Source organism: Streptomyces sp. NBC_00038 (assembly GCF_026343635.1).
In the GTDB taxonomy this organism is placed as follows: Bacteria; Actinomycetota; Actinomycetes; order Streptomycetales; family Streptomycetaceae; genus Streptomyces.
The window spans coordinates 2,666,970-2,681,381 of the sequence record NZ_JAPELQ010000001.1; the positions used below are offsets into that span (position 1 = coordinate 2,666,970).

Consider the following 14,412-nt stretch of genomic DNA (forward strand, 5'->3'; position numbering starts at 1 on the left):
TGTCCGCCAGGCTGCCGCACGGGGCTCAGACGGCCATGTTGTCCGCCATCTCCTCGGTGAGGTTCGACTCCGTCCCGGGGATGCCCAGGTCCTGGGCCTTCTTGTCGGCCATCGCGAGCAGACGGCGGATACGGCCGGCGACGGCGTCCTTGGTCAGCGGCGGGTCGGCGAGCGCTCCCAGCTCCTCGAGCGAGGCCTGCTTGTGCTCCATACGCAGTCGTCCCGCGGCCGCGAGGTGCTCCGGCACCTCGTCGGCGAGGATCTCCAGGGCACGCTGCACCCGGGCGCCCGCGGCGACGGCGGCACGGGCCGAGCGGCGCAGGTTGGCGTCGTCGAAGTTGGCGAGACGGTTCGCCGTGGCGCGGACCTCGCGGCGCATCCGCCGCTCCTCCCAGGCCAGCACCGATTCATGGGCGCCGAGCCGGGTGAGCAGCGCCCCGATCGCGTCTCCGTCCCGTACGACCACGCGGTCCACGCCGCGGACCTCGCGGGCCTTGCCCGCGATCTGGAGCCTGCGCGCCGCGCCGACCAGGGCGAGCGCCGCCTCGGGGCCGGGGCAGGTGACCTCCAGGGAGGACGAGCGGCCCGGTTCGGTGAGCGAGCCGTGCGCCAGGAACGCGCCGCGCCAGGCCGCCTCGGCGTCGCAGGTCGCCCCCGAGACCACCTGCGGGGGCAGGCCTCGGATCGGGCGTCCGCGGCCGTCGACGAGTCCCGTCTGGCGGGCCAGCTGGTCGCCGCCCGCGACAACGCGCACGACATAGCGGGAGCCGCGGCGCAGACCGCCGGGGGCCATCACGATCAGTTCGGAGCTGTGGCCGAAAATCTCCAGGATGTCCCGCTTCAGCCGGCGCGCCGCCATCGCGGTGTCCAGCTCCGCCTCGATCACAATCCGGCCGCTCACCAGGTGGAGGCCGCCGGCGAACCGCAGAATGGCGGAGACCTCCGCCTTTCTGCAGCAGGTCCGGGTGACGGGGAGCCGGGAAATCTCGTCCTTCACCGCTGCCGTCATCGCCATGGGCCGATCCTTCCATGCATCCGAAAAATACGGTCGTACGCGGCGGCCAACAGCTCCGGGTCGTGCCTCGGAGATCCATCGGTCCGGGCCACCGGCGCCAGCTCGACCGCGGCGCCGAGCCGCTTGGCGGCATCGGTGAGCAAGTCGCGGTCGGGCACGGCGGCCTCGTCGGCCAGCACCACGTCCAGGGCGAGTTTAGGGGCGTGTCGTCCCAAAACCTCCAAATGACGCTGCGGAGAGAAGCCATCGGTTTCTCCGGGCTGCGGGGCGAGGTTCAGGGAGAGTACCCGGCGCGCCTTCGTCTGGATGAGCGCGTCGAGCAGCTCGGGCACGAGCAGGTGCGGGATCACCGAGGAGAACCAGGAGCCCGGTCCGAGCACCACCCAGTCCGCGTCGAGGACCGCCGCGACGGCCTCGGGGACCGCGGGCGGGTCGTGCGGCACGACGTGCACGGACTGCACCTCACCGGGTGTGAGCGCCACGGTGGCCTGGCCCCGCACGGTGTCGATGTCGTCGGGCCGGTCCGGGTCGTGCCCCTTGACCAGGGCCTGGAGCTCCAGGGGTACGGCGGACATGGGCAGCACCCGGCCGTGCGCGCCGAGGAGCCTGCCGACCAGGTCCAGGGCCTGCACATGGTCGCCGAGCTGCTCCCACAGGGCCACGATCAGCAGGTTGCCGACCGCGTGCTCGTGCAGGTCGCCCTTGGACTGGAAGCGGTGCTGGATGACGCGGGCCCAGGTCTGGCCCCAGTCGTCGTCGCCGCACAGCGCGGCCAGGGCCTTGCGCAGGTCGCCGGGCGGTAGCACGCCCAGTTCGTCGCGCAGGCGCCCGCTGGAGCCGCCGTCGTCGGCCACGGTGACCACGGCGGTGAGGTCGCCGGTGATCCGGCGCAGTGCGGCGAGCGAGGCGGACAGGCCCATGCCGCCGCCGAGGGCGACGACCTTGGGCTGGGTACCGCGGCGGCGCGGCTTGGCACCGCGCGCCACCGCGGGTTTGCCGCCCTGGCCCTCGGGGGTCACCCGGCGCAGCCTGCTCAGCCGCAGAGCGGCACGTCCGGTCACTCGCGACCCATGTCCCTGTGCACGACCACGGTCTCCACGCCCTGGGAGACGAGGCGGGCGGCGAGCTTCTCGGCGGTGGCGACCGAGCGGTGCTTGCCGCCGGTACAGCCGACCGCGATCGTCACATAGCGCTTGCCCTCACGGCGGTATCCGGCCGCGATGAGCTGGAGCAGCTCGGCGTAGCGGTCGAGGAACTCCTTGGCGCCGGGCTGGTTGAAGATGTACGCCGCGACCTCTTCGTTGAGGCCGGTGAAGGGACGCAGCTCCGGGACCCAGTGCGGGTTGGGCAGGAACCGCATGTCCGCCACCAGGTCGGCGTCGACCGGAAGGCCGTACTTGAAGCCGAAGGACATCACGGTGGCCCGCAGCTCGGGCTCCTCCTCGCCCGCGAACTGGGCGTCCATCTTGGCGCGCAGCTCGTGCACGTTGAGGCTGGAGGTGTCGATCACCAGGTCGGCGTCGCCGCGCAGCTCGCGCAGCAGTTCACGCTCGGCGTCGATGCCGTCGACGATGCGGCCGTCGCCCTGGAGGGGGTGCGGGCGGCGCACCGACTCGAAGCGGCGCACCAGCGCCTCGTCGGAGGACTCCAGGAAGACGATCCGCCGGGTGACGCTCTTGGACGCCAGGTCGGCGAGGGACTCGCGGAGGTTGTCGAAGAAGCGCCGGCCTCGTACGTCGACGACGACCGCGATCCTCGCCACGTTGCCCTGGGAGCGGGCGCCGAGCTCCACCATGGTGGGGATCAGCGCGGGTGGCAGGTTGTCGACGACGAACCAGCCGAGGTCCTCCAGGCACTTGGCCGCCGTCGACCGGCCGGCGCCGGACATCCCGGAGATGATCACCAGCTCGGGGATGGCGGCGTCGGGCACCGCGGTCGTGTCCACCGTCGTACTCTCCTGTGCGCTGTCGGTACCGTCCGCACCGTTGTCGGGCTGTGGTTCGTTCACCTGGCCGTCGGTCCGTACTTCGCTCGCTCGACCGTCGTCGGTCCCTGGTTCGTGTTCCTGTCGTTCGTTCTCGCTCATGTCTCCTGCCCCCGTCGCTTGTCCGAGGCGCCCGCGGTCACGGGCTCCTCCGGGGAGCCCGCCGTCGTTTCGGGCGCCCCGTCTTCCTCGTCTTCCATGATCTCTCCAGTCGCCGTGTTCACGGCGGGGGCGGCCGGGGCCGCCTGGGCGAGGGCCACGGCGATCATCTCGGCCGTTTTACGGCCTATCCCGGGCACCTCGCAGATCTGGTCGATTGTCGCGGATCGCAGCTTTTTCACCGAACCGAAGTGCTTGATCAGTGCCTGCTTGCGCGTCTCGCCCAGGCCCGGCACGTCGTCCAGGGGGCCCGACCTGAAGCGCTTGGCCCGCTTGACGCGCTGGTAGGTGATCGCGAAGCGGTGGGCCTCGTCACGGACCCGCTGCAGCAGGTACAGGCCCTCGCTGGTGCGGGGCAGGACCACCGGGTCGTCGTCCTCGGGCAGCCACACCTCCTCCAGGCGCTTGGCGAGGCCGCAGACGGCGATGTCGTCGATGCCCAGCTCGTCCAGGGCCCTCTTCGCGGCCGCGACCTGCGGCTTGCCGCCGTCGACGACCACGAGCTGCGGGGGGTAGGCGAAGCGCTTGGGGCGCCCGTCGTCCTCGGTGAGCGCGTTCTCGCCGTCCGCCCACTCGCCCGTCTTCTCCTTCTCGGCGATGTAGCGCCTGAAGCGGCGGGTGATCACCTCGTGCATGGACCGGACGTCGTCCTGGCCCTCGAAGCCCTTGATCTGGAAGCGCCGGTACTCGCTCTTGCGCTGGAGCCCGTCCTCGAAGACGACCATCGACGCCACGACGTCGTCGCCCTGGAGGTGCGAGATGTCGTAGCACTCGATCCGCAGGGGCGCGCCGTCCAGTTCCAGTGCCTCGGCGATCTCCTCCAGCGCGCGGGAGCGGGTGGTCAGGTCGGAGGCGCGCTTGGTCTTGTGCAGGACGAGGGACTGCTGTGCGTTGCGTCGCACCGTCTCCATGAGCGCTTTCTTGTCGCCGCGCTGCGGGATGCGGAGGGAGACGTTCGACCCGCGGCGCTCGGTCAGCCATTCCTGGACGGGCTCCGCCGGGTCGGGCAGCGCCGGGACGAGCACCTCCTTGGGGACGGAGTCGCCCGTCTCCTCCCCGTAGAGCTGCTGGAGCGCGTGTTCGACGAGGTCACCGGTGGTGACGGCCTCCACCTTGTCGGTGACCCAGCCGCGCTGGCCGCGCACACGTCCGCCGCGTACGTGGAAGATCTGCACGGCCGCTTCCAGCTCGTCCTCGGCGACGGCGATCAGGTCGGCGTCGGTCGCGTCGGCGAGCACGACCGCGCTCTTCTCCATGGCCTTCTTCAGGGCCTCGATGTCGTCGCGCAGGCGGCCCGCCCGCTCGTACTCCATCTCCTCGGCCGCGTCCGTCATCTGCTTCTCGAGGCGGCGGATGTACGTCCCCGTACGCCCTGCCATGAAGTCGCAGAACTCCTCGGCCAGGTCACGGTGTTCGTCGGCGGAGACGCGCTCGACGCAGGGGGCGGAGCACTTGCCGATGTAGCCGAGGAGGCAGGGGCGGCCGGTGCGGACGGCGTTCTTGAAGACGCCGGCGGAGCAGGTGCGTACGGGGAAGACGCGCAGCAGCAGGTCCACGGTGTCGCGGATCGCCCAGGCGTGTCCGTAGGGACCGAAGTAGCGCACGCCCTTGCGCTTGTGGCCGCGCATCACCTGCACGCGCGGGAACTCCTCGTTCATCGTCACCGCGAGGTACGGATAGCTCTTGTCGTCGCGGTACTTGACGTTGAAACGGGGGTCGAACTCCTTGATCCAGGAGTACTCCAGTTGCAGCGCCTCGACCTCCGTGGACACGACCGTCCACTCCACCGACGCGGCCGTGGTGACCATGGTGCGGGTGCGTGGGTGGAGTCCGGCCAGGTCCTGGAAGTAGTTGGCCAGGCGCTGGCGCAGGCTCTTCGCCTTCCCGACGTAGATCACCCGGCGGTGCTCGTCGCGGAATTTGTACACCCCGGGAGAGTCCGGGATCTGTCCCGGCTTGGGGCGGTAGCTGGAGGGGTCGGCCATGTCTCACACCCTACTGGCGAGGGCTGACACCACGGCGGCCTCCCGGCTCCGCCTGTGGACAGAACGTAGGGCAGGTCTCAGCGCGATTCCAGGAACGTCAGGACGGCCAGGACGCGGCGGTGGTCGTCGGCGGCCTCCGGGAGGTGCAGTTTGCCCAGGATGCTGCGGACATGCTTCTCGATGGTGCCCTCTGTGACCCACAGCCGACGGCCGATGCCGGCGTTGGAGCGGCCCTCCGCCATGAGCGCGAGAACCTCCCGCTCGCGGCCGCTGAGGAAGGACAGCGGGTCGTCGCGCCGCTGGGCCGAGAACAGTTCCCGCACCAGGGAGGGGTCGACGACGGAACCGCCCCGGTGGATCCGGTCGAGCGACTCGATGAACTCGTCCACGGCCGTGACCCGGCTCTTCAGGAGGTACCCGACCTTGTGGCCCCCGGCCAGCAGCTCCAGGGCGTCCTCGACCTCGACGTAGGCCGACAGGACCAGGATGCCGGTGGCCGGGTGGAGGTCTCGGATGGTGCGGGCCGCCTTGAGGCCCTCGGTCGAGTGGTGGGGCGGCATTCTTATGTCGATGATCGCCAGGTCCGGGCGTTCGTCGGCGACCAGCTCCAGGAGCCGTACGGCGTCACCGGCCTGCCCGGCCACTTCGTAGCCGACGCGCTCGCAGAGACTCGCGAGGCCCTCCCTGAGCAGGATGTCGTCGTCGGCGAGGACGACCCGTCCCCGCGCGGGCTGCTGATTGGCGTCCATGGTCCCGGCTTCCGTTACCCGCGTGAGTGGCGCGATTCGCCCCCAACAGCCTGCCGGAACGCGGGGGTTACGGCTAGCCGGAAGCGGAATTGGGGGCTGGCGGTGACGACACGCGGACATCGCGGGGCCATGCTCGAACCAGTGCAGATGCAAGGGGCCGGCCGTCCCGGGCGAGGGACGGCGGGCCACTTGGCAGAAGGGCAGCGGGAGATGCGGCGGACGCGGATCGAGAAACGACGGCGGTCGGTCCGCGTCCGCCCGTACGAGTACGAGCACGAGGTGCGGTCCTTCCGCGACGCCCTCGACCCGCGGGATCCCGACATCGTGCGCGCCAAGGGCCTGCGGCTGGTGCGGCGCGACGGCACCGCTTGCTCATAAGCGCCGCTCATAGGTGTGCGCCCCAGGCGGTCACACGTCCGTCGGCGGTTCCCGCAGCGGCAGCCGTACGGTCAGGGTCGTGCCGCTTCCCGGTGGGCTGGTGATGCCCAGCCTGCCGCCGATCGCCTCGACGCGGTCCACGAGCCCGATGAGACCGGAGCCGCCGCCCAGGTCGGCACCACCGCTCCCGTCGTCGCTGATGGTCACCTCCAAGACGTCGTCGTGCGTCCGCGCCTCCACCTGTACGACCGTGGCGCGCGCGTGCTTGACGGCGTTGGTGAGGCATTCGGAGGTCACGTAGTAGACGGCGACCTCGGTCCGTTCGGGAAGGCGGTCGGCGGGCAGCAGGAGATCCAGCTCCACGGGGACCGCGGAGCGGCGGGCGAGGGCTCGCAGGGCGGGTCCCAGACCGCCTCTGGAGAGGATCGCGGGGTGGATGCCGCGGGAGATCTGCAGCAGGTCCTCGAAGGCGTCGTCGAGGCCCTTGCCTATGTGCGCCAACTGCTGGGAGACATCGGCCGATCGGTCCTCCATCATCGACTCGGCCGTCCGCAGGTCCAGCTGGAGCGAGACGAGGCGCTGCTGGACACCGTCGTGCAGATCGCGCTCGATACGGCGCCGCGACGCGTCCGAAGCGGCCACCACGCGCGCGCGTGAGGCTCTCAACTGGGCCTGGCTGTCGGCGTTGGCGATGGCGGTGGCGACGAGTTCGGTGAAGTCCGCGAGCCGGGACTCGGTGCCCGGAGGCAGCGGCTCCGGGCCCGTGGAGGCCGCGACGACGGCACCCCACAGGCGGTCGTTCACGACGATCGGGGCGCCGACCGAGCGTCCGGCGCGGGCCGGACCGCGGGTGTGGGCCACCTCTGCGGCCGCCTCCTCACCCGCGCCGGTATCCGCGTCGGCCGAGCCGAGAACCGTGACGGCGCCGTCGGCCTCGTACCGCAGGACGGCCGCAGGGCCCGTGCTCAGCACCATTCCGACTTCGCGCGCGACCGCCGCGAACACCTCGTGCGGCGGGTCGCCGCGGGCCACGAGGGTGGCGACACGGCGCAGCGCGGCCTGCTCGCGGTCGGCGCGGCGGCTCTCGGTGACATCGCGCGCGGCGGCGTAGACGAGGCCCTCTCCGCGCACCGGGCGGGCACTCCACTGCAGCCAGCGCTCGGTGCCGTCGGCGCGCAGGCAGCGGTTCTCGAACTCGGCGGACTCGGCGCCGTTCGCCAGGCGGTCGAGGACGGCACGCGTGCGTGCCCGGTCCGCCGGGTGGACGAACTCCAGCCACGGCTTGGCGAGCAGCGTGCCTGCGGGGTGGCCCAGGGTCCACTCGAAGGCAGGGTTCAGCCGCTTGAAGTAGCCGTCGGTCCCGCAGATGCACAGCAGGTCCAGGGAGAGGTGGAAGATGCTCGCCAGTTCCCGCTCGGCCATGCGACGCCGGCCGTGCGCGGCGGCGAAGGACGCCATAGTGCCGTTCATGCCCCCCAGCAGTTGCGCCCAGGTGCCGTCGAACGCGGCGACATCCGCGCGATGGCCGAGCCGGTTGTCGTCGATCGCCGTGCTCATGGTGCGGATCTCGGCAGCGAGGCGCTCGCTGGTCACATGGAGTTCGCGGAAGGTGTCGGCGACGACACCTATCTCGTCGCGCCCCTTGTAGTGGACGTCGTACGACAGGTCGCCCTCGGCGAGGGCCTTGGCGCCCTCGGACACCTCGCTGAGCGGCCGCGAGATGGAGCGGCCCAGGACCAGGGCGAGGACGGTCACGGCGAAAAGGACCCCTACGGAGAGGGCGAGTTCGCGCTCGCCCCGGGCCTGGGCCGCCTTCAGACCCTGGTCGGCGTCGGCGGCGAGTTCGCCGGCCGCGTCGTGCGCGATGCCGCGCAGAGCGGTGAGCCGGTCGCCGGAGGCCGTGAGCCAGCGCTCCAGGGAGGGGAGTCGCAGCTGTGCGCCCTCGACTGCCAGGAGGGTCTCCCGGGTCGCGCGCACGGTGCGGCCGGCGGGCTGCAGCAGCACGCCCGCGAGGCTGGCGCGGAGCGGCCCTGAGGCGGTCTGGCGGAAGGTGTCGAGCTGGGCGGCCTCCAGGGCGGACCAGCGGTCGGCAGAGGCGCCCTGGCCGTCCGGGTGGGGCGTCGCGAGCAGGGCGGTGAGCGCGGCGCGTTCGCGCTCGGCGGCCTCGATGGCGCCCAGGACCGCCAGATAGGCGTCACCGGCGCGGCCCGAGGCCCGCGTGGGACGGCCGGAGTCGAGGCGGCGGACGGTGTCGAGCAGATACGTCGCGACGGTCGCGTACCTCTGTTCGATCTGCGCCGCGGTGAGCGCACCGCCGCCCGACTCCACACGGACCGCGTGGAGCTGGTTGTCCACGGACCCGAGGACGCCGGAGACGTCGGGCTGCCCCTCGTGTCCGGAGGCGGCGCCCTCGGCGGCCGCGAGTGCGCGGTCGGTGGCCCGCCGGGCCGCGTCCCGATCGGCCGCCGTGTCCGCCCGGTCCGGAGCGGCCTCGGCGAGGACCTCGGCGAGGCGTTCGCGGGCGACGGCTTCGTAGAACCCGGCTGTCGCGAAGGACACCTCGGTCGAGGCCTTGAAGTCCTTGAGGGTGCGCGCCTCGTTCCACTGGGCCATCGCGGAGAGGACCGTGAAGGCGAGCAGCCCGGCGACCGGCGGCAGGACGAGCAGCATGAGCTTGGTGCGCACCCGCAGCCGCGCGAGCAGCGGCGGGCGGGCACCTGCCACGCGCGCGGGGCGCCGGCGGCGGCGTACGAGGAGGCGGGCGCCCCGCACACCGGGAGCGAATCTCATGGCCCGTCGGCCGGGTAACCCTGGTGATCGGCCAGATCCTTGTCGATCTCGCTGACCGCCCGGTCGAGTGCGGCCTTGACCGGAGCGTGTTCGACGACGATCTTCGCGAAGGCCTTGGAGAAGGCCAGGGTCACGGCGGGGTAGGCGGGCGTCTGCGAGCGTGGCCTCGCCACTGTCCTCAGCTGATCGATGAACAGACGCTCGGGGCCGCCCTCGGCGAAGGCCGGCGAGATCTTCACGGCGCTGTTCGTCGCCGGGATCGCCCCGTTCGCCTGCGTCATACGGCGGATCTGCTCGGGCTTGAGCAGATAGGCGAGAAAGCGCCAGACCGCGTCGCCGTCGGTGGCTCCGGTGGTGACACCCCACTGCCAGGACCCCATGCCGGTGACCGTGCCCTCACCGAAGTCGGGCAGCGGGACGATCTTCACGTCACCAGGGAACGCCTTCGTGTACTCGCCGTACATCCAGTGCCCGACCCAGGAGATCGGACTGCGCCCCCCGGTGAAGGCCTTGTCGTCCTTGTCGGGATCGATCAGCCCTTCCTTGGACCAACTCTGCATGGTGGTGAGCGCTTCGACGGCTTCCGGGCTGTTCAGGAACCCGTCGGCCGTGCGGTGCGTCCTGGGGTCGATGAGATCGCCGCCGGCCGACCAGACGGCGGGCGCGAAGCCGTAGGTGTTCCATTCGCCGCCCGAGGACGAGTAGTTGAGCCGGAGGTCGAGCGGGCGCTCGTAGCCCTGTCCGCGGAGTTTGTGGAGGATGCCGGTCAGCTCGGTGGCCGTCCAGGCGTCGTCCGGGCCGCTCGGGACACGGATGCCGGCCTTCTTCAGGATCGAGGGGCGTACGTACAGGCCGAGGCCGGAGTCGAAGGTGCCGACACCCCACAAACGGCCCGCATAGGTGCCCTGTTCGCGGATCGAGGGCAGCAGATCCTTCTTCACGCTGTCGGGCACACACGAGTCGATCGGCTTGAGCTTGCCGGACCAGGCGTAGTTGTAGAGGTTCGGGCCGTCGAAGTCGAGCAGGTCGGGCAGTTCGCCGCTGGCGGCCGCGGATTCGACCAGATCCGTGTACGGGCGCTCCTCGGGCAGCGCGATCAGTTCGACCCGTACGGCCTTCTGCCCGGCGTTGAAGTCCTTGACCTGACTGCGCAGCGTTTCGAACTCCCCGCTCGGGCCCGCATGGAACCACATGGTGATGTCGGTGGTTCCGTTGAGCTCTCCGTCGCACGTGGTGTCCCCGCGCGCCCCGGGACGCTTTCCGTCGTCCCCTCCCCCACCGCATCCGGCCAGAAGGAGGGCCGCACAGAGCGCTCCAGAGAGGAACACCCGCCGGGTTCGCGTTGGTTTCCGTTGGAGCAACTCCATCGTGAACTCCCATACGACCGGCGGGACACGGCCACCCCAGGGCATCGACATGCTACCGCCCGTGACTCGCCGCTGCTCTCCGTGAGCGTGAAACTCCGCTTCCGGCAAAGGACTTCAGCACTTTCCGGCTAGCTGCAAGGCGCACCGGTCCACCCGTTGAGAAGCTGCCAGCATGTCCATGCGCTGTCTCCTCGTCGACGACAGCGCCCAGTTCCTGGAGGCCGCGCGTGCTCTGCTCGAACACGGCGGGGTGCAGGTCGTCGGTATCGCCTCGACGGGCGCGGAAGCCCTCGCACGAGTCGCCGAGCTGTCCCCGGACGTCGCCCTGGTCGACATCGACCTCGACGGCGAGAACGGCTTCGACGTGGTGCGGCGGCTCGCGGGCGATGTACCCGCCGTCATCCTCCTCTCCACCCATTCTCTGGAGGACTTCCAGGAACTCGTCGCGGCCAGCCCGGCCCACGGCTTCCTCCACAAGTCGGCGCTTTCGGCGCCGGCGATACGGGAGTTGCTTGGACGCGAGGGCTAGGTGACTGCTGGGGGCGGGCGTACGGTCGCCTGGACGCGAGGGTTGGACGACCGCCGGTCGCGAGCATGCGGCCGCATGGACGCCGGGGTTGAGTGACTGCTGAGGCGCGTGTTGCGCATCAGGTGTTGTCGCGGCTTGGTCAACACGCTTCAATGCGGTGGAACTTGAGGCCGCGAACGGCGACACGCGCGCGTGAACTGACCCCGCGCGCCGACCCGGTGGCCCCGACCACCCGCACGAGCGGCCTGACCAGCCGTCGTGAGCATTCACAGAAAGGCCCCTGCATGCGGCACGGCACACAGCACGCGGACCTCGCCATGGCGGAACTGGAGACGGCTCTGCGGGGCGGCCCCTTCCATATCGCGCTGCGCGCCGCGATCGCCGCCCGCGGGCTGCCCCTGCAGCGGGTACAGCACCACTTGTCGCGGTACGGGGTCAAGGTCGGGGTGACCAGCCTGAGTTACTGGCAGCAGGGCGCCCGGCGCCCGCAGCGCCCCGAGTCGCTGCGTGCCGTCCGCGCCCTGGAGGAGATCCTCCAACTCCCGGACGAGTCACTGATCCGACTGCTCGCCAAGGCCGAAGAGCACCCCGCCCCGGATCGCCCCGCGGGCCGTTCCTACCGCGCTCTCGTGGAGGCCTCCGGCGTCCTGGAGCAGCTTCTTGCCGAGCTGGAGTCGCCCCTCGACAGCGGGCTGCACACGCTCGGCCACCACGAATGCGTACGCATAGGCGCGCACCGCGAGCTGATGGGCCGCGAGTCGCACCACATAGTTCGCGCACACAAGGAGGGCGTGGACCGCTATGTGGCCATCCACCATGGCGACCCGGGCTGCGCTCCGGAGCGGATGGCGGTACGCGCTCTGGAGAACTGTCGTACGGGGCGCGTGCGTTGGCACCGGGACACCGGAGTGCTCGTGGCCGAGCTGCTCTTCGACACACGGCTGCGCCCGGGCGACACGTACCTCTTCCGCTACGGCTTCGACGACGGCACGGCCGGGGTGTCCAGCGAGTACGTACGCGGATTCAGCTTCGCGGGCGGGCAGTACGCCCTCCAAGTGCGGTTCGCCGAGGAGACCTTGCCCGTGCGCTGCCACCGGTTCACCCAGCACTCGGCGGCGGCCCCGCGCAGTGGCCGCCAGGAACTGGCGCTGAGCGGTCACCATCGCTCGGTGCACCTGGTCGAGCCGCGGGTGCGGTCGGGGATCGTGGGGATCGGGTGGGACTGGGAGTAGCCGCTCCCGGTCACCGGCTCGGGCGGGCACATCCGGCAACCGCACGTCCGGCGCGGGGTGGGTGCGTGACCCAGGCACACGTAAACGCTTACGTAAGCGTTTACGTGTGCCTCCTGATGGGATAGGTTCCCTCGCGAGGAACCGGGTCCCAGGGGAGGAAACGCATGGCGACGATGGTCGATGTGGCCCAGCGCGCCGGCGTGTCCACCGCGACGGTCTCGCATGTACTCAACGACACGCGTCCCGTGCGGCCGGCCACACGCCAGGCGGTGCTCGAAGCGATGGACGCGCTCGGCTACACGCCCAACACCCTGGCCCGTTCTCTGGTCACCTCACGCACACGGTCCATCGGTCTCGCGGTGTCGGCGATCAGCAACCCGTACTTCACGGAAATCCTGCAGGGGGTCGAGGCCGGAGCGCTGGAGCACGGCTACGGCCTGCTCATCGCCGATCCGCACGACGACCCCGAACACGAGCGGAAGGTCGTCCAACTGCTGCACGAGCGCCGCGTCGACGGCATGATCGTCGCGCCCTCTGCGGATCCGGACGAACTGCTGGCCTACCTCGGAAAACACGACGTGCCGACCGTGTTCCTGGACCGGCTGGTCGACACGCCCACCGATACACCCGCCGGCATACCCGCCGAGTCGCCCGCCGACGACTCTTCGGGCGCACTTCACGGCACCTCCTTCCGCTTCGACCAGGTCTGCGCCGAGAACGCCGAACCCATGGCGCAGTTGGTCACGCATCTGGCGGAACTGGGCCACAAACGCATCGGCCTGGTCGCGGGCCTGCCCGGGCTCAGCACCACGACCGAGCGGATCTCCGGATACCGGCACGGCCTCGCGAACGCCGGACTCCCCTACGACGAACGGCTCGTGGCGCACGGCGACTCGCAGTCCGCCGCCGCCGAGAGCGCCACCCACGCGCTGCTTTCCCTCGCGGCACCCCCCTCCGCGCTGGTCACCGGCAACAACGCCATGACGATCGGCGCACTGCGCGCCCTGCGCGAGCGAGGCCTGTCCGTGCCGGACGACCTGGGGCTGTGCTGCTTCGACGACTTCGCCTGGGCGGACCTGTTCACTCCCCGGCTGACCGCGATCTCCCAGCCCAGCAAGGACATCGGCACCCAGGCCGTCCGGCTGCTCCTGGAACGGCTCGCGTCGCCCAGCCGTCCGGGCCGTACCGTCCGGCTGCCCTCCACCCTCGTCCACCGCACCTCGTGCGGCTGCCCCGAGGATCCTGAGAAACCCGGGGCTTTCGCGAGCCCCGGGCGCCCCCAGAGCACCGAGAAAGGACCCGTGTCGTGATCGTCGTCGCCGGTGAGGCCCTGATCGATCTGGTACCGCAGGGCGCGGGCGCGCTCGTCGGCCTGCAACCGGCGCTCGGCGGCGGGCCCTACAACACCGCCGTGGCACTGGGCCGCCTCGGCTCCCCCACGGCTTTCTGCTCCCGGGTCTCGTCCGACGCGTTCGGCGACGCACTCCTGAACGGGCTGCGCGAGGCGGGCGTCGATGTGTCGTCCGTGCAGCGCGGAGCGGAGCCGACGACCCTCGCCGTCGCCTCGATCGGCGCGGACGGCTCGGCCTCGTACTCCTTCTACGTCGAGGGCACGGCGGACCGCCTCTTCACGGCCCCGGCCCAACTCCCGGACGAGACAAGGGCGGTGTCCTTCGGCACCTGCTCGCTCGTCCTGGAGCCGGGCGCGAGCGCGTACGAGGAGCTGATGCGAACCGCCGCCGCCCGGGGCGTGTTCACCACCCTCGACCCGAACATCCGGGCCGGACTGATCCCCGACGCGGACGCCTACCGGGCCCGGTTCAAGAGCTGGCTCCCGTCGGTGGCCCTCCTCAAGCTCTCCGAGGAGGACGCCCTCTGGCTCGGCGGCACCCCGCGCGAGTGGCTGGCGTCCGGTCCCGCCGCCGTGGTGATCACGCAGGGCGGCGACGGTCTGACGGCGTTCACCCGCGACGGCTCGGCGCACTCCGTGCCCGGCGAAGAGGTCGAGGTGGTGGACACCATCGGCGCCGGCGACACGGTGAACGCGGCACTGCTGCACGGCCTGGCCGCACGCGACGCCCTGTCCCCAGCGGCCTTGGCGGACCTGGGCCCCGAGGGCTGGACCGACCTGCTGCGCTTCGCGGCCCGCGCGGCGGCGATCACCTGCTCCCGAGCGGGAGCGGAACCCCCGTACGCATCCGAACTCAACGTCTGACGGTCCGTC

12 protein-coding genes are annotated in these 14,412 nt (G+C 71.1%); 5 read left to right on the plus strand and 7 right to left on the minus strand.

Features of this window, described 5'->3' with window-relative positions; genetic code table 11:
- Window positions 1–25: 25 nt before the first annotated feature.
- From whiA to OG219_RS12315, 5 genes are all read right to left on the minus strand, one after another.
- Window positions 26–1,015 (minus strand): DNA-binding protein WhiA, encoded by a 990-nt coding sequence (whiA, locus tag OG219_RS12295; RefSeq protein WP_266825793.1) that lies wholly within the window; start codon window positions 1,013–1,015, stop codon window positions 26–28.
- Window positions 1,006–2,076, minus strand: a complete 1,071-nt coding sequence (yvcK, locus tag OG219_RS12300) for a uridine diphosphate-N-acetylglucosamine-binding protein YvcK (protein WP_266825795.1) — start codon at window positions 2,074–2,076, stop codon at window positions 1,006–1,008. Before yvcK ends, whiA begins: the two co-directional genes overlap by 10 nt.
- Window positions 2,073–3,101, minus strand: a complete 1,029-nt coding sequence (rapZ, locus tag OG219_RS12305; RefSeq protein WP_266825797.1) for an RNase adapter RapZ — start codon at window positions 3,099–3,101, stop codon at window positions 2,073–2,075. The genes yvcK and rapZ overlap by 4 nt, the downstream gene beginning before the upstream one ends.
- On the minus strand, window positions 3,098–5,143 hold the full coding sequence (uvrC, locus tag OG219_RS12310; RefSeq protein WP_266825799.1) for an excinuclease ABC subunit UvrC: 2,046 nt from the start codon (window positions 5,141–5,143) through the stop codon (window positions 3,098–3,100). Before uvrC ends, rapZ begins: the two co-directional genes overlap by 4 nt.
- Window positions 5,144–5,220: 77 nt before the next feature.
- Window positions 5,221–5,892: a response regulator transcription factor gene (locus OG219_RS12315; protein WP_266825801.1), complete on the minus strand. Its 672-nt coding sequence runs from the start codon at window positions 5,890–5,892 to the stop codon at window positions 5,221–5,223.
- A 189-nt stretch (window positions 5,893–6,081) separates the two neighbouring features.
- On the opposite strand from OG219_RS12315, the gene OG219_RS12320 reads away from it, so the two are divergent.
- A complete protein-coding gene (locus OG219_RS12320; RefSeq protein WP_266825803.1) occupies window positions 6,082–6,270 on the plus strand; it encodes a hypothetical protein in 189 nt (62 codons plus the stop codon).
- A 30-nt stretch (window positions 6,271–6,300) separates the two neighbouring features.
- Here OG219_RS12320 and OG219_RS12325 read toward each other — a convergent pair whose 3' ends face one another.
- Window positions 6,301–9,060, minus strand: a complete 2,760-nt coding sequence (locus tag OG219_RS12325) for a nitrate- and nitrite sensing domain-containing protein (RefSeq protein ID WP_266825805.1) — start codon at window positions 9,058–9,060, stop codon at window positions 6,301–6,303.
- Window positions 9,057–10,427 (minus strand): sugar ABC transporter substrate-binding protein, encoded by a 1,371-nt coding sequence (locus OG219_RS12330; protein ID WP_266836077.1) that lies wholly within the window; start codon window positions 10,425–10,427, stop codon window positions 9,057–9,059. Before OG219_RS12330 ends, OG219_RS12325 begins: the two co-directional genes overlap by 4 nt.
- A 172-nt stretch (window positions 10,428–10,599) precedes the next feature.
- Here OG219_RS12330 and OG219_RS12335 point away from each other — a divergent pair, with 172 nt between their 5' ends.
- From OG219_RS12335 to OG219_RS12350, 4 genes are all read left to right on the plus strand, one after another.
- Window positions 10,600–10,956, plus strand: a complete 357-nt coding sequence (locus OG219_RS12335; protein WP_266825807.1) for a response regulator transcription factor — start codon at window positions 10,600–10,602, stop codon at window positions 10,954–10,956.
- A 284-nt stretch (window positions 10,957–11,240) separates the two neighbouring features.
- The gene (locus tag OG219_RS12340; protein WP_266825809.1) at window positions 11,241–12,188 is read left to right on the plus strand and encodes a hypothetical protein; all 948 of its coding nucleotides are present in this window, start codon (window positions 11,241–11,243) and stop codon (window positions 12,186–12,188) included.
- Window positions 12,189–12,352: 164 nt separating this feature from the next.
- The gene (locus OG219_RS12345) at window positions 12,353–13,498 is read left to right on the plus strand and encodes a LacI family DNA-binding transcriptional regulator (RefSeq protein WP_266825811.1); all 1,146 of its coding nucleotides are present in this window, start codon (window positions 12,353–12,355) and stop codon (window positions 13,496–13,498) included.
- The gene (locus OG219_RS12350; RefSeq protein ID WP_266825813.1) at window positions 13,495–14,403 is read left to right on the plus strand and encodes a carbohydrate kinase; all 909 of its coding nucleotides are present in this window, start codon (window positions 13,495–13,497) and stop codon (window positions 14,401–14,403) included. The genes OG219_RS12345 and OG219_RS12350 overlap by 4 nt, the downstream gene beginning before the upstream one ends.
- Window positions 14,404–14,412 lie beyond the last annotated feature (9 nt).

Bases quoted from the DNA above. Each gene is read 5' to 3' on its own strand.
- whiA (WP_266825793.1), bottom strand. From the start codon at position 1,015: ATGGCGATGACGGCAGCGGTGAAGGACGAGATTTCCCGGCTCCCCGTC.
- rapZ (WP_266825797.1), bottom strand. From the start codon at position 3,101: ATGAGCGAGAACGAACGACAGGAACACGAACCAGGGACCGACGACGGT.
- uvrC (WP_266825799.1), bottom strand. From the start codon at position 5,143: ATGGCCGACCCCTCCAGCTACCGCCCCAAGCCGGGACAGATCCCGGAC.
- OG219_RS12315 (WP_266825801.1), bottom strand. From the start codon at position 5,892: ATGGACGCCAATCAGCAGCCCGCGCGGGGACGGGTCGTCCTCGCCGAC.
- OG219_RS12325 (WP_266825805.1), bottom strand. From the start codon at position 9,060: ATGAGATTCGCTCCCGGTGTGCGGGGCGCCCGCCTCCTCGTACGCCGC.
- OG219_RS12330 (WP_266836077.1), bottom strand. From the start codon at position 10,427: ATGGAGTTGCTCCAACGGAAACCAACGCGAACCCGGCGGGTGTTCCTC.
- OG219_RS12335 (WP_266825807.1), top strand. From the start codon at position 10,600: ATGTCCATGCGCTGTCTCCTCGTCGACGACAGCGCCCAGTTCCTGGAG.
- OG219_RS12340 (WP_266825809.1), top strand. From the start codon at position 11,241: ATGCGGCACGGCACACAGCACGCGGACCTCGCCATGGCGGAACTGGAG.
- OG219_RS12345 (WP_266825811.1), top strand. From the start codon at position 12,353: ATGGCGACGATGGTCGATGTGGCCCAGCGCGCCGGCGTGTCCACCGCG.